This window comes from Maritimimonas rapanae (genome assembly GCF_057837205.1).
The window spans coordinates 172,762-191,521 of the sequence record NZ_JBYQFI010000001.1 but is presented as its reverse complement, the minus strand read 5'-3'; the positions used below and the strand labels follow the sequence as shown (position 1 = coordinate 191,521).

Annotated in this window: 14 protein-coding genes and 1 pseudogene; 8 read left to right on the top strand and 7 right to left on the bottom strand. The window is 31.7% G+C overall.

What is annotated here, in order from left to right; genetic code table 11:
• Nucleotides 1-3: 3 nt before the first annotated feature.
• Both AC3IF2_RS00900 and AC3IF2_RS00895 read right to left on the bottom strand, forming a co-directional pair.
• On the bottom strand, nt 4-771 hold the full coding sequence (locus tag AC3IF2_RS00900; protein ID WP_489165125.1) for an alpha/beta fold hydrolase: 768 nt from the start codon (nt 769-771) through the stop codon (nt 4-6).
• Nucleotides 771-1,484, bottom strand: coding sequence for a pyridoxine 5'-phosphate synthase (locus AC3IF2_RS00895; protein WP_489165124.1), 714 nt, complete (start codon nt 1,482-1,484; stop codon nt 771-773). Before AC3IF2_RS00895 ends, AC3IF2_RS00900 begins: the two co-directional genes overlap by 1 nt.
• A 78-nt stretch (nt 1,485-1,562) precedes the next feature.
• On the opposite strand from AC3IF2_RS00895, the gene AC3IF2_RS00890 reads away from it, so the two are divergent.
• The 8 genes from AC3IF2_RS00890 to murI all read left to right on the top strand — a co-directional run bounded on the left by AC3IF2_RS00890 (nt 1,563) and on the right by murI (nt 9,711).
• Entirely contained in the window at nt 1,563-2,222 is a 660-nt protein-coding gene (locus AC3IF2_RS00890) for a CBS domain-containing protein (protein ID WP_489165123.1), read from the top strand.
• A 3-nt stretch (nt 2,223-2,225) separates the two neighbouring features.
• Nucleotides 2,226-3,098, top strand: a complete 873-nt coding sequence (locus AC3IF2_RS00885; RefSeq protein WP_489165122.1) for an NAD kinase — start codon at nt 2,226-2,228, stop codon at nt 3,096-3,098.
• Nucleotides 3,099-3,213: 115 nt separating this feature from the next.
• A complete protein-coding gene (gene porG, locus AC3IF2_RS00880; RefSeq protein ID WP_489165121.1) occupies nt 3,214-3,882 on the top strand; it encodes a type IX secretion system protein PorG in 669 nt (222 codons plus the stop codon).
• A gap of 7 nt (nt 3,883-3,889) precedes the next feature.
• Nucleotides 3,890-4,642, top strand: coding sequence for an undecaprenyl pyrophosphate synthase (gene uppS, locus AC3IF2_RS00875; protein WP_489165120.1), 753 nt, complete (start codon nt 3,890-3,892; stop codon nt 4,640-4,642).
• A complete protein-coding gene (gene bamA / locus AC3IF2_RS00870; RefSeq protein ID WP_489165119.1) occupies nt 4,635-7,226 on the top strand; it encodes an outer membrane protein assembly factor BamA in 2,592 nt (863 codons plus the stop codon). The genes uppS and bamA overlap by 8 nt, the downstream gene beginning before the upstream one ends.
• 61 nt (nt 7,227-7,287) lie before the next feature.
• Nucleotides 7,288-8,328 carry an OmpH/Skp family outer membrane protein gene (locus tag AC3IF2_RS00865; RefSeq protein ID WP_489165118.1) on the top strand — a complete coding sequence of 347 codons (1,041 nt, stop codon included), beginning with the start codon at nt 7,288-7,290 and terminating at the stop codon, nt 8,326-8,328.
• A 24-nt stretch (nt 8,329-8,352) separates the two neighbouring features.
• A complete protein-coding gene (locus AC3IF2_RS00860; RefSeq protein WP_489165117.1) occupies nt 8,353-8,859 on the top strand; it encodes an OmpH/Skp family outer membrane protein in 507 nt (168 codons plus the stop codon).
• Between the two features lie 66 nt (nt 8,860-8,925).
• Nucleotides 8,926-9,711: a glutamate racemase gene (gene murI / locus AC3IF2_RS00855; protein ID WP_489165116.1), complete on the top strand. Its 786-nt coding sequence runs from the start codon at nt 8,926-8,928 to the stop codon at nt 9,709-9,711.
• Between the two features lie 100 nt (nt 9,712-9,811).
• On the opposite strand, the pseudogene AC3IF2_RS00850 reads toward murI, so the two are convergent.
• From AC3IF2_RS00850 to AC3IF2_RS00830, 5 genes and pseudogenes are all read right to left on the bottom strand, one after another.
• Nucleotides 9,812-10,048 (bottom strand): annotated as a pseudogene (locus AC3IF2_RS00850) (T9SS type A sorting domain-containing protein); the annotation flags it as partial.
• Nucleotides 10,049-10,059: 11 nt separating this feature from the next.
• On the bottom strand, nt 10,060-10,518 hold the full coding sequence (locus AC3IF2_RS00845; protein ID WP_489165114.1) for a nucleoid-associated protein: 459 nt from the start codon (nt 10,516-10,518) through the stop codon (nt 10,060-10,062).
• 252 nt (nt 10,519-10,770) lie between these two features.
• Complete coding sequence (locus AC3IF2_RS00840; protein ID WP_489165113.1) at nt 10,771-11,361, bottom strand: hypothetical protein; 591 nt, start codon at nt 11,359-11,361, stop codon at nt 10,771-10,773.
• Complete coding sequence (locus AC3IF2_RS00835; protein WP_489165112.1) at nt 11,348-15,307, bottom strand: DUF6443 domain-containing protein; 3,960 nt, start codon at nt 15,305-15,307, stop codon at nt 11,348-11,350. The genes AC3IF2_RS00840 and AC3IF2_RS00835 overlap by 14 nt, the downstream gene beginning before the upstream one ends.
• Before the next feature lie 7 nt (nt 15,308-15,314).
• A complete protein-coding gene (locus tag AC3IF2_RS00830) occupies nt 15,315-18,620 on the bottom strand; it encodes an RHS repeat domain-containing protein (protein WP_489165111.1) in 3,306 nt (1,101 codons plus the stop codon).
• Nucleotides 18,621-18,760: the final 140 nt, after the last annotated feature.

Below are 18,760 nucleotides of genomic sequence, written 5' to 3'. Positions count from 1 at the left end.
TGATTATTTGGCTAAAAAACTGACAACTTCGTTGTAAAAATCGGTAGGATTTTCGGCATGCAGCCAATGTCCTGCATTTTTGACAGTTACAATTTCTGAATTTGGAAAGTGAGCTTCAATCAAATTTCGATCGTTATCATCAATATAACCCGAATTACCTCCTCTTAAAAATAATGTTTCACCGTTAAAATGAGTTAAGGAAGGTAACGCGACACCTACTTCATCATAATTTTCGGTGAGTGATTTTAAGTTAAAACGAAATCCAAACTCATCTTTTGAAACTCGATATACATTTTTTAATAAGAATTGACGAACGCCCAGTTCAGAAACATAATTACTCAGTTGGTCTTCAATTTCTTTTCTAGAATTAACTTTAGAAAAATCTATAGCATTTAATCCATTTAAAATATCTTCATGATGTGCAGAGTAATAACGAGGACCTATATCTGCAACCATCAATTTATTTACCTTTTCGGGATGAGAAACAGTAAAAAACATCGCCGTCTTACCTCCCATTGAATGTCCAATAAGATTAACTTTTTCTAACTGATAATGCTCAATATAGTTTAGTAAATCATCAGCTAAAACTTCATAATTAAATTCTTCTGAATGAAAACTGCGCCCGTGGTTTCGTTGATCTATGAGGTGAACTTCATAATCTTCGGCAAATTTATTACCAAGTGTTTTCCAGTTGTCACTCATCCCTAAAAAACCATGAAGAATTAATAAGGGTTCACCTTTGCCTAATATTTTTGAATGAAGCACTCCCATTAACTCAATTTGTGAAGGTACATATTAACCACATTTTGCAGTCCTAAATACAAAGATTCTGAAATCAACGCATGACCAATTGAAACCTCTAAAAGATTAGGAATATTTTCTGCAAAGAATTTGATGTTATCAAGACTTAAGTCATGACCAGCGTTTACACCTAAACCTAATTCACTGGCTAATTTTGCAGACTCAATATAAGGTTTAATAGTGTCCTTATTTCCTAAACCATATTGTGTTGCATATTCTTCGGTATACAATTCTATTCTATCAGCTCCTACTTTCTTAGCTCCTTCAATAAATTCTGGAATGTTTTCCATGAAAATGGAAGTTCTAATTCCGTTATTTTTAAATTCAGAAATTACTTCTGTTAAAAAACTTTCGTTGGCAACGGTATCCCAACCAGCATTAGAGGTAATAGCATCAACAGCATCTGGTACCAAAGTAACTTGGGTTGGTTTATTTTCTATTACCAAGTCAACAAATTTTTTGATCGGATTACCTTCTATATTATATTCTGTGATAACAATTGGTTTTAGATCATAAACATCTTGGTATCTAATATGTCGTTCGTCTGGCCTAGGGTGTACAGTTATTCCTTGACTACCGAATTCCTGAATATCTATAGCCATCTGCACTAAGCTTGGTGTATCTCCTCCACGAGCATTTCTTAAGGTAGCAATCTTGTTAATATTTACACTTAGTTTAGTCATAAATCAGTTTTATCTAACCATCTTTGGTGACAAAATTAATGTATTTGTATTTGTATTTTAACTATTTTGCAACTTATTATGCAGACATCAGATTACATATCTAAAGACGTAAAAGCATTATCGCCAAACGACCTTGTTATTGAAGCTCAAAAGCTATTTAAGCAATTGACATTTACACATTTACCTGTAGTAGAAAATGGTATTTATTTGGGTTCAGTTTCAGAGTCTGATATTCAAACTATTGATGATAATCAGCAAAAAATTGCTGATTATAAATATCTATTCGACACTTTTTTTGCAGATGAGAATGCTAATTGGTTTGATCTATTAAAGGATTTTGCCGCTAACGAAACAAGTATTATTCCTGCTATCAATCAGCAAAAAAAATATGTAGGCTATTTTGAGTTATCTGATATTCTAAATGTTTTTAATCATACTCCTTTTTTAAACGAAGCAGGAGCAATTTTAGTCGTATCTAAAGCTTTAAAAGATTATTCTTTTAGTGAAATTGCTCAGATAATCGAGTCTAATAATGGAAAATTATTAGGAGCTTTTATTTCTAATATAGAAGATGAAATCGCCGAAATTACTATAAAGTTAAACGGCCAAGACCTTAATAATACTATACAATCTTTTCGCAGATATGAGTATACAATCTTAACAGGGATTCATGAAGATGAGTATTTAAAGAGTTTGAAAGAGCGCTCTGAATATCTTCAAAAATACTTAAATATATAGGTAATGAAAGTAGCTGTCTATGGTCAATATTATAAAAGTGAAGCAGTAGATTATGTTAAAACATTACTTTCTGTTCTAGAAAATAATCATGCAGAAATCTATATTGAAGAACAGTTTTTTAAACTCATTAATTCTAAAAAACAATACCATACTTTTTCGCATTATAATGACCTAAATTCTTCTTTTGATGTACTATTTACTGTAGGTGGTGATGGTACTTTTCTAAGAGCTGTAACCTTTGTTAGAGATTTAAATATTCCTATTGTTGGTATTAATACAGGTCGCTTAGGTTTTTTAGCTACTATTCAAAAAGAAAATATTGAAGCCTCTATTAAAGATATTCTAAATAAAAAATATTCTATAAAAGAACGCTCTCTTCTAACTGTTGAAACATCTTCTAAACATTCTGAAATTGAAGAATTGAATTTTGCCTTGAATGAAGTAACTGTAGCTAGGAGAAATACAACTTCGATGATCACTATAGATACCCATCTAGATAATGAGTATCTTACTTCGTATTGGGCTGATGGATTAATAGTTGCAACACCAACCGGTTCTACAGGATATTCCTTAAGTTGTGACGGCCCAGTAATTACACCTCAAGCCAAGAGTTTAGTATTGACACCTATTGCACCACATAACTTAAATGCTCGACCTTTAATTATACCTGATGACATGATAATTAAACTTAAGGTGACAAGTAGAGAAAAGCAAGCCTTGATTTCATTAGATTCTAGAATATTCACCATTGATAATGAAACTGAGGTTACTATAAAAAAAGCGTCTTATACTATAAAAACTATCCAACTAGAAAATCAGACCTTTTTAAAGACCTTAAGAGAAAAATTACTTTGGGGGGAAGACAAAAGAAATTAATAAGTTAAGCTACTTTCCAACAATATTTTACTTTAAAAACTGTTTATCAAAAAAGACCTTTATTTCAACTCTCCAAACAAATAGATTTATTTATATTTGCAAACCCTTTTTTAAGATGAAAAAACAGTTTTTAGTTTACATATTTATACTAGCTACTAGCACATTAACTGCTCAGCTTTATGAAATTGGTATTTTTGCTGGTGGTAGTAATTATATTGGTGACATAGGTTCAACCAATTATATTAACCCTAATAGAATTGCCATTGGAGGTATTGCTAAATTCAATTTTACACCAAGAATAAATTTTAGAGGTTCATTAATTTATACACAATTAAGAGCTCAAGACTCAAAGTCAGATTCTGAGTTTAGAGTTCAAAGAGGGCTTAATATGAGTAATGCTATTCTGGAAGCTTCGGGTGGTCTAGAATTTAATTTCTTTAAGTATAGTATGAATCAGATAGGGTTTAGCCAAACACCATATATACTTATACAAGGCACAGTAGTAAATTACAGAACATATTTTATAAGAGATAATAGTATTTTTAGTAAAAGAAAATTTGCCGTAATGCCATCATTAGGTCTTGGCTATAAAATGAGATTGACTGAAAATTTGGCATTAGCATTAGAGTCAAGTTTTAGATATACTTTAAAAGATGATATTGATGAAACCTCAACTATAAACATCGGTGCTGGTAATACTAATAGTGATGATTGGTATGTTTTTACAGGCTTTACGATAACATATGGCTTTGGTCGTCCTGGCTGTTACAAAGGTTTCTTTTAATTGATCAATGGCTATAAAAACTCAAATAACTCCCCAAAATACCCCAAAACATGTTGCCGTAATTATGGATGGCAATGGTCGTTGGGCAAAGAAAAAAGGTTTAGCGAGAGTATTTGGTCATAAAAATGGTGTAAAAGCTGTTAGAGAAACTGTAGAAGCGGCGGCAGAAATTAATGTTCAAGTCCTTACCTTATATGCTTTTTCTACTGAAAACTGGAATCGCCCAAAAAAAGAAGTCGATACTTTAATGAGCTTATTAGTAAGTTCTTTAAAGAATGAATTAAAGACTCTTCAAAAAAATGAAATTAGGCTTCAGTGTGTTGGTAATATCGAAAGTCTTCCTAAAAGAGCTCAAAAAGAATTAAAGGAAGTAATTGAAAAAACCAATAATAATGATCACATGATACTCAATTTGGCATTAAGCTATGGATCTCGTGAAGAAATTGTTAATGCTTTTAAAAAAATTTCTAAAAAAGTTGTTAATAAGCAGCTTTTAACAGAAGAAATTGATGAAAAAATTATAAATAATCATTTATATACATTTACTTTGCCCGACGTTGATTTTTTGATACGTACCAGTGGCGAAAAACGCATAAGTAACTTCTTATTATGGCAGATTGCTTATGCAGAATTGTACTTTACCGAAGTACTATGGCCCGATTTTAGAAAAGAACATTTTTTCGAAGCAATATTAGATTATCAGAAAAGAGAACGACGCTTTGGGAAAACAAGTGAACAATTAGAAGATAAGAATGAATAAATTTAAAATCTGTCTATTACTTTTAGGTTTTGCTTTTATAATACAAGCCAAAGCTCAAGAAACTAACATAGTCAAAGATTCAGCTAATACTGTTATAACCGATACACTTCCACAAAAACCTCAACCACTTTCTAAAGAAATGTTTAGTACACCTAAAACATATATTTTAGGTGGAATATCTGTAAAAGGAAATCAACAATTTAGTGATCAATCTATTACAACTTTTTCTGAGTTACAAGTCGGTCAGCCTATTAAAATCCCTGGAGACAAATTAACATCTGCATTAAAAAAATTATGGAACTCTAAATTGTTTAGTGATGTAGAATATTTTGTTACAAAATTAAATGGCGAAACTATTTACTTAGAATTCGAAGTTAAAGAATTATCTAAGTTATCTGACGTGGAATGGAGAGGAATAAAGAAGAGTAAAGCTAGTGACCTTCAAAAAGAAACTGAATTTACAAAAGGCGCAATGTTAACTGAAAACTTGTTAACGACTACTAAAAACTATATTGAAAAAAAATATGTTGATAAAGGATTTTTAAAAGCAAAGGCAGCTATAACTACCAAAATTGATACTTCAAATAATAATACAGAAAAAGCACTAGTAATAGTTGATAAAGGTGATAAAATCAAAATTAAAAATTTACGCTTCCATGGAAATGAAGCTTTTAAGGATAAGAGATTAAGAAAATTACTTAAAAAAACTAAGCAGAAAAATCCATTACATATATTCACTCCATCAAAGTATATTGAAGAAAAATACACAGAGGATCTAGAACGATTAGTTGAAAAATATCGTGAAAAAGGATATCGTGATGCTCAAATTATAAAAGATTCTATTTCTTGGAATGATGACAACACTATCAATTTAGATATTACATTGAATGAAGGTAACAGGTACTATTTTGGCGATATTCGTTTTTTAGGAAATAGTGTTTATAGTGATGACCAACTATCAAGTTTTTTAGGTTTAGAAAAAGGTAATGTTTATAATGGTAAATTATTAAATGAGCGTGTTAAAGGTGATGGTACCCCAGATTCTCAAGATATTACCAATACTTATCTTAACAATGGTTATCTATTTAGTTCAGTTGTTCCTGTTGAAACTAAGGTTGAAAATGATACGATTGACATTGAAATCAGAATCCGTGAAGATGATCCAGCTACGATAAGAAAAATTGGATTAGTCGGTAACGAAGTTACAAATGACCATGTTTTGTATCGAGAAATGAGAACTCGTCCTGGTCAATTATTTAGTAGAGAAAATATAATTAGAACTATTCGAGAGCTAGGGCAATTACCATATATAGATGCAGAGAATATTGTTCCAGATGTACAACCTAATTATAACGATAAAACTGTTGATATTGAATATAGTATAGCAGAAAAAGGTTCAAGCCAAATAGAATTACAAGGTGGATTTGGCGGCGGTTCTTTTGTTGGTACTTTAGGCTTATCATTTAATAACTTCTCCATTAAAAATATATTCAATGGCAGTGAGTATAAGCCTGTACCTAGAGGTGATGGGCAAAGTGTTTCACTACGTGCTCAAGCAAGTCGTTTTTCAAGCACATATAGTATATCCTTTTCAGAACCTTGGCTGGGTGGTAAAAAGCCCAGAGGCTTTTCATTTTCAATATTTAATTCTAATCAATTTAGTTTCAATCCTTTAACACGCGATGTAGATAAGGATCAAAGATTAAGTATACTTGGTGCAACTATTGGGTTAAGTCAAAGGTTAAAATGGCCTGATGATTTCTTTACTTTATCTACTGTTTTAAGTTATCAGCGTTTTACATTAAAAAATTATCGAATAGGTGGTCCATTATTGGATATCGAAGATGGCAACGGGATTTCAAATAATTTGGCCTTATCAATAAATTTTGGAAGAAATTCAGCTGGACCAAACCCTATATTCCCAACAATAGGTTCCCAGTTTAATTTTGGCGCAAAGTTTACTCCTCCATATTCTTTATTAAGCGGTAAGGATTTCTCAAACGAAACTCAAGAAGAAAAAATTAAACTTTTAGAATTCTATAAGTTTAATTTTTCAGGAAAATGGTATAACACTATTACTGGAAAACCAGGAAGTCAACTAGTATTATTGTCTAGTGCAGAGTTTGGCTTTTTAGGAGCTTATAATCAGGACAAAGGTGTATCGCCTTTTGAACGTTTTTTCTTGGGAGGTGATGGGTTAGGTCAAGGACAATTTGACGGAAGACAAACTATAGGTCTTAGAGGATATCCAAATTCAAGTTTGTCGGTAGATGAAACTACTGGTCAATCCGTTGGAAGTGCCATTTATAATAAATTTTCATTCGAATTAAGATATCCCTTAACATTAAAACCATCAGCATCTATTTATGCCCTAGGCTTTTTAGAAGGGGGTAACACCGCTAATAATTTCAGTAATTTTGAACCATTTAAGTTAAAAAGATCTGCAGGTTTAGGTGTTCGAATTTTCATGCCTGCTTTTGGTCTATTAGGTATAGACTTTGGTCACGGGTTTGATGATATACCTGGTCAGCCGGGTATAAAATCTGGTTGGCAAACACATTTTATTATAGGACAGCAATTCTAACTAAATTAGTACATTTGCAGACAATTAGCACTTTGGCATGGTTTTTTCTCAATTCAATATCATGATTCGTAATATTCTAATTATTTCTGTTTTATTAATGGGTCTTACCGTTTCAGCTCAAAAGCCTCAACGGATTGCTTATATAGATATGGAATATATATTAGAGAATGTTCCTGAATATGCCGATGCACAATCAAGACTAAATCTTAAAGTACAAGACTGGCAAAAAAAACTAGATGATATTAAACGTGAAATTGAAGTTTTAAAAACAGATTTGACTAATGAAAAAGCTCTATTAACATCAGATTTGATTGAAGAACGTGAAGAAGATATTAAGATTAAAGAATTAGACCTAAAAAATTTACAAACAGCATATTTTGGCCCTACTGGCGATTTGTATTTATTAAGGAAACAACTCGTAAAACCTGTTCAAGATCAGATTTATAATGCAGTTCAAGAGATAGCTGTTAGAAGAAAATATGATATGATCCTTGATAAATCTAGTGATTTGATCATGTTATATACAAACAGCAAATTTGATGTTAGTGAGCAAGTTCTGAATAGAATAGTAAAAGGTAGAAAAGTAAAAGCTATTGAAGAAAAAAGAAATGGACGTTTACAGTCTAAATCTGAATTAGAAGAAACCTTAGAAACTAAAGCAGAAATAAAAGAAGCCAAGAATGATGCTTTACAGGCTAGAATAAAACAGCAGCAAGAAGCTAAAACTCAAAAAAGAGAAGCATTAAAAAAAGCTGCAGACGAAAGAAGGAAAAAACGACTAGAAGAAATTGAACGTCGTAGAAAAGAACGTGAGGCTAAAGTAAAAGGTATAACTACCTCTGAAAAGAGTGGAGATATAACTGAAATAAAGAAAACAGCAATTACTACTCCAAGTAGAGTTAAAGATACTGTCGCTTTAAAGAAGTTAGACAGTGCTAAAGTGGCTAAACGCGCTGCTCTTTTAGAACGCGCTAGATTAGCTAAGGAAGCTAAAGAGAAAAAACGTCAAGAGCTTATTAAAGCTAGAGAAGAGAAAAGAAAAAAAAGGCTTGAAGAGTTAGAAAAACGTAAAAAAGAAAAAGAAAACAATAACAAAAATTAATATTAATAAATTTACTTAAAACAAATGAAATCATTAAAAACACTATTATTAGCAGGTGTATTATTTTTAGGATTTACGGCAGTGAATGCACAGTCTAAAATAGCACATATTAATACTGAAGCTTTAGTTGCTGCAATGCCAGAAACTAAGCAAATGCAAGAGGAACTTAAAAAAATTGCACAGACTTACGATACAGAATATAAATCTCAAGGTAGTGCTTTACAAGCAAAGTTACAGAAGTATGATGCAGAAGCTTCAACGCAAACTGACACTGAAAATGCCAAAAGAGGTAAGGAAGTTCAAGATCTTCAAAAGAAACTACAAGTTTATGCACAAACAGCTCAGCAAGAGTTACAGAAAAAAGAATTTGATCTGTATAAACCAATAGCAGAAAAAGCTCAAAAAGCAATTGCTGATGTTGCTGCTGAAAAAGGAGTTCAATATGTCTTCGACGCCTCTCCTGGTAAAGGGTTAATAGTTTACCAAGGTGAAGATTTAATGTCTGCTGTAAAAGCTAAGTTAGGTATCTAATAGAAGCTTTTAAAACTTATTACTAAATCCCGTTTTAAAAAGCGGGATTTTTTATTTTTGCTATCTATGAATAATCAACCTATAGGTATTTTTGACTCTGGAGTTGGTGGTATTACTATTTGGAAAGAAATTATTTCTGTTTTACCATACGAGAATACTATCTATTTAGCTGATAGCAAGAATGCTCCTTATGGTCAAAAATCTAAACAAGAGATTATCAACCTTTGTATTAAAAATACTGAATTACTTCTACAAAAAGGATGTAAGGTTATTGTTGTTGCTTGCAATACAGCCACTACTAATGCTATATCTTATTTACGTGATAATTATAATGTGCCTTTTATAGGAATTGAACCTGCAATTAAACCAGCAGCTTTAAAAACAACATCAAACGCCATCGGAATCTTAGCTACAAAGGGAACATTATCTAGCGAATTATTTAATTATACTTCAAGTAAGTTTGCATCTAATATTACTGTTATTGAACAGGTTGGAGAAGGTTTGGTGCCATTAATTGAAAAAGGGAAATTGGATAGTCGTGAAATGCATTTATTATTAAAAAAATATCTGCACCCAATGTTAGAAGAAAATATTGATTATTTGGTGTTGGGGTGCAGTCATTATCCTTTCTTAGTTTCTAAAATAAAAAAGATAATAGGTAAGCAAGTAACAATTATAGATTCTGGTTTAGCCGTTGCCAAACAAACAAAAGCTATTCTTCAAAAAAATAAATTACTAAATAATTTAATAAATAAAAACAACCATCAATTATTTACAAACTCAGACATAAAAGTATTGGATCAATATGTAAACAAAAACTTGAATTCAAAACTACGTTATTTGAATTTTTAGCACTTAATTATACTCAAAAACAAAAAAACATCTCGGATATGAGATGCTTTTGGTGACTATTTATACAATTAGGATTTTTATTTGTGGATATAGATTAATTTTATTTTTTAATAAATATCTTTTTCCTATAAATATTTTTACCTTCATAAATCACAAGGTAATATAATCCGTTTTTATATTCATCAACATTATACTCTAACTGGCCATAAGAATTAACTGACCTCTTTTTAGAAAGGATACCAACTCTTTGCCCCATATGGTTATATAACTCAACTATTCTTTCGCCTTTGAAATTGTCATTATTAAACTCAATAACACCTCTTTCTCGAACAGGGTTAGGATAAACTTTTACTGTTGTTTTATAATCTCTTTCTTCTCCTTCTTCATTATTATCATCGCTCCATCATCTCTCTCTAACTTCATAATAATGCACACTCTATGATTTGAAAGTAAGCATCTAAGTATAAATAATATACCTGCAGAATTATACCCTTTCTGTATACTAAATAAGTGACGTCCTATTTTTTTAGATTCTTCTACAAATTTTTCATTCCCATTTAAAATATTATTGATGCAATTATGAACTGGAGATTCTCTTTCTTCATTATACACTATTTTGAAAGACTTGTCTCGTCCTAAAGCTTTAATAATATTCTCCTTAAAGAAAATTTTAAGTTCATCGTTTAATAGGCTCGTTTGTTCACTAAAAGTGGGCTCTACACTAAAGTCATCTTTTTTTCTTCTTGGTATATCGTGGACAATAGCTTCATTAATTTCTAAAGAGGTTAAATCATAATTGACTTTCATAAAAAGAGTTTAGGTTAGTAGGGTATTTTAGATAATCAACTAAGGTATGTTCACGAATACATATTAGTCAACAGGAAAAACCCTGTTTCTGATGGAGTGTTTTTCCTGTTTTTTCGAATAACCAAAATATCAACAAGCACTTCAAAAAAGCACCCTATCAAAAATAAAGTGAAAAAAGATTATTTACACTATTTAATAAAAAAACAGCAACCGGTAAAGATTACTGTTTGATATATTATTGTAGAACTTATTTTATGGAGAAATTTTTTCAATTAACTCCCATGTCAAACCATCTTTTCTTTCGTACTTTATGTAACCCTCATTTTTACTCCAATATAAAGTCTCAACAGCATTCTCTCTTTCTGGTCGAAATATAACAGGTTTAACTTTTATAACATCATCAAATTTTCCTGCCTTAGTTGAAATAGAAATAGTTGGGTAATTGATTAAATCCTCAATTTTTAAGCCCCAGCCTGCAAATCTTGCATTATAAAACCCTAACGTAAAATTTACCTCTGAAGGTTTTTCAGGAGTTTTTGATGATATTTCTAAAATACTTTTTGTGGAGAATTTACTATTCTTAAGTTTTAATTTCTTCCCATAAACAATTAAATGAGTATTTCTGTATAATTTTGGGGTAGGTCCAGAAGAAATCGCGTCATCTACTATTTCATTTATTCTAATTGAATCTAATTCATTTTCAGATGACTTAAAAATTAAAATTTCGTCTTTATTATATGGATTCCAACCTTTCTCAACATTAGTAAGATCTTTAACACAACTTAAGTTATATAGTAAAGACATTAAAACTAGCGCCTTAAATATGTTCTTAATTTTTTTCATTATCTTTCTTTAAGAAATCGGATATTCTATTTAAAATATCATTCCAAGTTTCAATATTATGACCTCCTTTACCACCTTTATGGTTTGGTCTTATAAACAGAAAATCTACTCCTTTTATTTCTTTTAACTCTGAACTTCCATTAAATACATTCATTAACTCTTTTAAAATATGCTTACCATCTGCTTTTCCAATTGGTGCTCCAGAAGAAACCCAATCTGAGCGTGTTGAGAATTGAGCACCCGCAATACCTTCTGGATGTTCAAAATCTCCTGGTTGATGTGGGGATAAATACAACCCTAATTCTACTCTAGATGCATATTCACTATCTGCTAAGGCTGACAACATTCCTGCAGCAAATGCAGCTCCTTGACTATGCCCAACAATTTTTATAGTTTCTTCATTAGCTAATTCTATTTCACCGTTTTGTAATTTACTTACTAATTCTAAACCACTTGTCTTACCTTGTGCATATCTATCAGACGCTTGAGAAGTAAAATCATCTGTAGCATTTATGAAAATATTATTATAATCATCATAATGCTCATTTATTATGGTTCTTGTTGCCCCCCAATATTGAACCCTTTGTCCAAACATTGTGGGTTCTTGATCATAAAAGAAGTTTCTTGGAGGAGGATATGCATAATGTCCAACATATTTGCCCCCAGAAAAGCCGATAGTTTTATAACCCAATGCTTCATCAAATAAAAGTCCATTTACAAAAATGACAAGCCTACCATCAGGATCAATTGCATTGATAGGGTTATTAAGTACATAATTGTACGGACTTACTGATTCATATTTTTCAGCTAATGCATCCGTACTCATCCAACGTCCTAAGTCTGGCATATATCTTCTCATGCCATAATCCATCACGTTGAAATTCAAGTCTTCCTCCAACTCCTTCCCATTATACTTAAACTTGTTCGCCACACTATTCCCACCACTATTTACAACGGTATTATACCCTTTATGTTTTAAGCCAAAAGGATAGTAGTTGTTTTCTTCTATAATTTCTGAAGTACTAATAGTACCATTGCCATCTGCATCATTATAACTTAAACGTACATTACCTAAATGATCTTTATACTGGTAAATATATTTAAAAGAACTTCCGTTAGGGGTTACATATCCTTCTGGGTGATTAAAAAACTGCAGATTACCATTTTCGTACACATAATTACCTGCGTAATCTGTGGTAGTACTGCCAACTGTTTTTCTAATTTTGCCTCCTATTGCGTCGTAAATATAATTAATATTTTGACCATTTATTGTCACTTGAGTAGGTAAATTTAGATGGTTGTAGTTAATATTAGTAATCCCTTTGTTTCTATCAATTTTCATATTACCATTAGCATCATATGTATACTCAGTACTATAGGCATGATCATCTTTAAATCCATAATCATCGTTGCCAAAATCTTGAGCTTTCTTCAACTTATTGCTATTAGTCTCATATGTATACAAAATAGCATCCATTAACCCAAATGAGGTAGCGTTGGCATTCAAATGTCCATTTCTATATAGTCTAGTTAAATTACCATTTTTATCATATAGAATATTAAATAAGTTATAACTACTTACATTACCCTGAGCCTTAACAATTCTATTTAATGCATCATAAGTATAACGGTAATTTCGTAAACTTTGGTCTGTATTCTTAGTCCTCCAGTAGGTCTGGCTAATACTACCATTGTATAAAGCTGTACCAGAATTTGGATTATCATAGCGTATGTTAAAAGTGAATAGATCATTACCTAAACTGTTTACATTATTAATATCAGTTAGCCAACCTCTAACATTGTACTTATAATCTACTTTTTGTAAGCCTTTAGTATTATCTACTATTTTTAGATCTTTTATCTGTTTATTGGTATAATAAATAGATGCATCTCCGTATAAAGTACCTGTTGAAGATATTGTAGAAGTATAAAAAACCTCGCCATTCTTTTTATAGTTTACTGTACTACCTATACGCTCCACTTTAAAAACATCGTTTGTAGTAAATGACCCAAAATTACCTTTATAACTTCCAGATTCATAGACATAAACTGTGCTACTCCCTGTATTATAAATAGCATACCTTATCGAATTATAATGAGCATTACTATTGGTATTTGACAAACCAACCATCAATCTTGCGTTTGTAGAAGTAACTTGATACTCTATGTAACCGTCTCCAGAGAAATTACCTTTGGTTGCCAAGCCACCACTTCCCCAACCATTACCAGCTGTTTTGGTAATTATATCATTGCTTACCGAAACCCCTACAATATCTTTATACCCATCTTGAGTACCATTGTCTACTAATTTACTTTCTAATTGACCAAGATCGTCATAATTATTTTTTGCTAATCGTCTAGATACAGCATTGCTTATATCTTGTGTTTGAACTAACAATCTACCAGCATGATCATACTCAAATCGATCAATAGTGACTATATCTGCTTTGCCCGTTTTCTTATGAGTTGTCTTGGTTTCTAATACTCTACCGTCAAAACCTAATTTATTCTCTACTATATCTATAGTATTTAAATATTCATTATTGGTATAAACATAAATTGGTTGTGCTTTGTCATCATAATAAGTTACTGTAATAATCCACTTTGTTGGTGAAACATCTAAAACTCTGGTTTTTGATACCGTAGCTAATCCTTTAACATTTGAACTACTTGTTAAACCGTAATATGTTGTAACTGTATTTGATAATCCTGTAGGTAATACATCAGTATAGGTATCGTAATAATTTATTGTATGTAATTCTTCGGAACCCCCACCAGGATAGGTTTGATTATAGTCATAATAAACACTAACTCCATTCACATTATATGCTGAACTTTGCCGTGTATTAGTGTTTTTTGGGTAACTGCTCGCTATCCAACTTTGAACAGCATTTCTTGTCGCATTATCCCAACTCTTACCAGTCATTACAACTCGTCCAAAAGCATCATATTTGGTAAACAACCATTCATTATTTTGCGATTGCTTAACATCTTGAGTTACTACCGGCCTGTCTAGTTTATCATAAACTATATTTTCCCAACCTTTACCGGGTATCTTTTTTTCTACTAACCTGTTTCTATCATCATATCTATACTGATAACATAATTCTGACATCTCTGTACTTGAGATGCTACTATCATGTATAACTTTAGGTGGTAACACATAAGTTAAATTACCATAATCATCATAGACATAATAGGTGTCATGGGCACCACTATTATAAGTTCTTTTTAATACAACTCTACCTTGCTTATCTTTAAACTCTTCGGTTGTTCTATCTGTACCACTTACCCAATTTTCATCCTTAGTGATCATTTTATACAATTCACCTACTCCATAATTTAATGAACCTCCATTTAAAGTTGGTGTATAGATTTTATTTGTACTTGAATATACTAAACCAACTGAATACTTCTTTACATCTGAACTTGTATTAGTTTTATAGTCAAACTTTATGGTATGGTCTGAATTGCTACTCTTATTTAATAACCAAGTGCCGCCAGGTGCTGCTTGCTCAATTATTCTGTTTAAAGGTGAGTTCTCAAAATGTTTCTCTGAATATGGATTTGAAGTATTACCATACTTAGCAATATTATAAAAACTATTGGTAGCACTTAAGCCATTGGTTCTATAAGCGCCACCATTACTCGTTGCCGTATAAGGCAAATAGTCTTTAGCCTGTCTACCCAAAACATCATACTCTATAAAATTAATGATGTCTTGTGATTGGCCTCCGGCTTTTACACCAACCATTTGTATAGGCCTTCCTAAGCCATCTAAATATTGTATTGAAGAAATCTTCTCTATATCTGTAGCATTTTGCTCTTGACCTTTTACATAACCTTTTTGATAAGTAGTCGTTAGAATATAATTTTGATTTTGACTCGGTGTCTGAGCGATTGCAAATAAAGGCAAGGCTATTAAAATGTATAGTAACTTTCTCATGGCTCTGTTAGTTTTTATAGTTATATGCATTCTTACTCAATACCTTATTGTCTTTATCTATTACCATTTCTAATCGATTAAAATCATCATAATGATAATAGACCGTCTGACCTGTAGGGTCTGTCATACTAGTAACCCCTACTAATGGATCATAGGTATAAGTAGTAACTAAAGCATCAGAAAGTGCTGAAGTATTTCTCAACGTAGTTAATGCCGCCCGCAAAGCACCTTCATTTCCTGAAGTACCAAAGGTTCTGTCATTATCATTGTTTGATTTTGTCTGTAAATTCGAAACCTGACTCGATACCTCTGAGTAGGTAGCATTTTCGATCTTTGCTATGGGGAATTGCTCATTATAACCCCAGATATAAACTATCTTACTGCCATCTTTTTTACTGATCTCTTTTATATTACCATTTGTATAATAACTATGAAATTGTACTCGGTCTTGCAATTTATTCGTACTGCTATTATAAACTCCTTTTAAAGTTTGGATGTCTTTGGGTAAAGGGTTAGTATTATTATTATAATTGGTACGCTGTACATTTAATAATTCATTAGTTTCAGCTACACCATCATCATCCAAATCTTTATAACTTTCCGTTTGAATAGGTTCTGAAATACGATGTTTTGTCCTTAATTGATCAATCGCAGATTTTTCTGAAGACGTCAGTGCGTCGTAGCCCAATGAACTTGTAGATGTTACATCGTCGGGATAATATGTCTTTGTTATTATAGGATCATCATCACTAACCGTAGTTTTGGTTTCTATAGGAAAAGAACGACCAAAGTAACCTACATCATAGGTATAAGTTGTCGTTTGGGTTAAAGTATTGGAACCATCATACACTTTTTGTACATCTTGAGTTTTAAAATATCGTTCGCCATGAGTTGTATATTCAGCCCAAGCAGGTTTATGGCATTCTCCTTGCATAAAAACAAAATTTTTGCCATATTCCTTGCCTCCATGATTATATATACTGGCGTTTTCTTGCTTTGGGTTAAAAATTCCTGAATCGTAATTAAAATGCTTAACTCCTAGCGGCAACCCTCTACGATGTGCAAAATCATGTGCTGGGGTATTGACCCCTTCATCTCCTCCATCGCCACCATTCACAAAAACATTAGTTTGAACCTCTTGACCATCAAATTCAAACTTATTCGTGTGCTCAGTTTTCCCACCGTTACCACTATCTAATAATTCTGTAACATTAGTATAAAAAGTAGTATAGGGGCTACCACTTGTTAATGCAAAAATACTATTTGAGCTTAATTTATCTCCAATAAGGGAATTATGACAATTAGGTACATTTTTATATATAAATGTTGGTGGGTTTAACGCAAAGCCACTTGACTCATTAGTATTTGAAAATTTGGTATACTCATAATCTTTCTCTAGAACAATTGTACCGTCACTATCTTTAGTTTTTATATTACTCACTCTTAAACCACCTGTATACGAACCGACACCAGAGTTAGGTGGCAAGGTATAACCAGAGACAGTTATTACTACATCATTTGGTGTTCCTCCACCGAATCCACCACCTCCCATACTGGAAAAGTCAATTATTTCTATTTTCAGTTGTACTGTGCCACTAGTTTTATATAAAGCTATATCCTGTTGTAAATCTTGACCATTTGTTTGTGATAATAAAACATATTGAGAAGTTGAATTATCATATTCATATATTTTAGCTTTTGGACAATCAAAACCATTAGGGTTGGTACAGTTCGAAGTAAGATTTGCAAACCATGCAAGGCCACCTGGATAATTATCTAGGTTTACAGTGAATATTTTTTGATAAATATTGTCAGGAAGTCCAACTGAACTTAAGGATTCGATTACTTGACTTACCATATCTGTAGTACCAAAGAAAGGTAAATTAAAGACTCTATTAGATTCAAATTCAAATTCCACTGAACCACCAGTAGGATATATTATTTTTTTAAGCATACATGCTTTGGCATAACTTTCATTTACTCTTCTTTCTGCACCACTTATATATGTTAAAACCCCAGACCCAGTTCTCCATTTTACAGTAGGATAAAAAACACTATTATTTTCGCCATTATAAAAACCCCAAAAATCTTGAGCGTACGAAAACCTATCTGGTAAAATATTTGTGGTATTATATTCAAAAGCATATTCTTTATTAGTAACATTATTTATAGTTTGCTTAACAGTTTGTAAATACAGTCGTTTTCTTCGTTGATCTAAATCTCCAAAAAGAGTAACAGGATTATTGTTTGTAGTTGATATAAAATAACCATGTGTTAATTTGTAGGCATCAATTAATGTATTATGATCATCTAGTAGTTTTACTTCTTTTAGTGCATAATCTAATTTTAAATCTTGTCTTTGAATATTATCATAAACAAATTCTATCCTTCCAAGTAAACTAGAAATTGATGTTAGTCTTCTAGAATAATCTTCATTACGTACATACTTGACAGGCTCTCCAATAGTCCCAGTAGTCAAATACCTATCTTGGCTAGCTAAATTTGTGTAGAATGCTCCCGTAGGTGAAGAATAATTATATGTAATTAATTCTCCATTGGGAGTTTCTATCTCCATTAACTGCCATGCAGAAGTATAATTATTCATTGCTAGAGTTGGAAGATTTGTAAAAGTTCCATTGGATCGATAATACGTTGTAGATGTATTAATGGACTCCCTAGAGTTATCTTTAGACTTCCCTAAATAATATTTTATTCCATTTGCATCAGTAATAATCCAGCCCAGAATTTTTTGACTCCCAATAATTTCAATCTTCACATCTTTTTTGTGAACCATAACTAACTCTTTGTTTCCTCCGGGTATCTGTCTAAAAAAAAATTTGCCACTTTGCCCTAAAAAATTAAAAGAATATATATCTGATTCTAAATCAAAATTTTCAACCTTATATGAAAATACCGTATCTGTTCTCTGTTGATGATTCATGTCTTTAAACTCTTGTACAGTAAACAATGGGTTAAAATACCCAACACTACTATCATCAGGATTACCTCGAACACTTCTAGTTACTGCTCCTCCTACATTTAAATTCCATCCAAGGCCAACACGCGAAGCTATTTCATTAACGCGAATACCCCCTGAATGATAGCTTAGTGAAACCGGCACATTGATATCTTTTCCTTTGAGTTCTACTAAAGGAATAGAAATATTAGGAACACCTGTTTCAACTCCTACTGGCATATCCATGTGTTTTCCAAAAGCTGCAACTTCTGGGTTTGCGGGTATAATTTTTGGAACTTCTTGTGAATGAACTAATAAGCTAAAAACCAAAAAAAGAGTAGTAAATAATTTTTTCATTATAGAAATTTTAAGTTGTGGTTGTTGAGTAAATTGATTTACAAGTCACCGAAATTAAAAGATTCTAATAGGTTATTTTTTTGAAAAAAATCTGAGTGATACTTTTTGAAATAAACAGTTAAGTTTTTCTAATAAATGGT

What these genes read in the sequence shown, in the direction of transcription:
- murI (WP_489165116.1), top strand. Translation starts at nt 8,926, where the DNA reads ATGAATAATCAACCTATAGGTATTTTTGACTCTGGAGTTGGTGGTATT.
- AC3IF2_RS00830 (WP_489165111.1), bottom strand. Translation starts at nt 18,620, where the DNA reads ATGAAAAAATTATTTACTACTCTTTTTTTGGTTTTTAGCTTATTAGTT.
- AC3IF2_RS00840 (WP_489165113.1), bottom strand. Translation starts at nt 11,361, where the DNA reads ATGAAAAAAATTAAGAACATATTTAAGGCGCTAGTTTTAATGTCTTTA.
- bamA (WP_489165119.1), top strand. Translation starts at nt 4,635, where the DNA reads ATGAATAAATTTAAAATCTGTCTATTACTTTTAGGTTTTGCTTTTATA.
- AC3IF2_RS00890 (WP_489165123.1), top strand. Translation starts at nt 1,563, where the DNA reads ATGCAGACATCAGATTACATATCTAAAGACGTAAAAGCATTATCGCCA.
- AC3IF2_RS00835 (WP_489165112.1), bottom strand. Translation starts at nt 15,307, where the DNA reads ATGAGAAAGTTACTATACATTTTAATAGCCTTGCCTTTATTTGCAATC.
- uppS (WP_489165120.1), top strand. Translation starts at nt 3,890, where the DNA reads ATGGCTATAAAAACTCAAATAACTCCCCAAAATACCCCAAAACATGTT.
- porG (WP_489165121.1), top strand. Translation starts at nt 3,214, where the DNA reads ATGAAAAAACAGTTTTTAGTTTACATATTTATACTAGCTACTAGCACA.
- AC3IF2_RS00860 (WP_489165117.1), top strand. Translation starts at nt 8,353, where the DNA reads ATGAAATCATTAAAAACACTATTATTAGCAGGTGTATTATTTTTAGGA.
- AC3IF2_RS00845 (WP_489165114.1), bottom strand. Translation starts at nt 10,518, where the DNA reads ATGAAAGTCAATTATGATTTAACCTCTTTAGAAATTAATGAAGCTATT.
- AC3IF2_RS00895 (WP_489165124.1), bottom strand. Translation starts at nt 1,484, where the DNA reads ATGACTAAACTAAGTGTAAATATTAACAAGATTGCTACCTTAAGAAAT.
- AC3IF2_RS00900 (WP_489165125.1), bottom strand. Translation starts at nt 771, where the DNA reads ATGGGAGTGCTTCATTCAAAAATATTAGGCAAAGGTGAACCCTTATTA.
- AC3IF2_RS00885 (WP_489165122.1), top strand. Translation starts at nt 2,226, where the DNA reads ATGAAAGTAGCTGTCTATGGTCAATATTATAAAAGTGAAGCAGTAGAT.
- AC3IF2_RS00865 (WP_489165118.1), top strand. Translation starts at nt 7,288, where the DNA reads ATGATTCGTAATATTCTAATTATTTCTGTTTTATTAATGGGTCTTACC.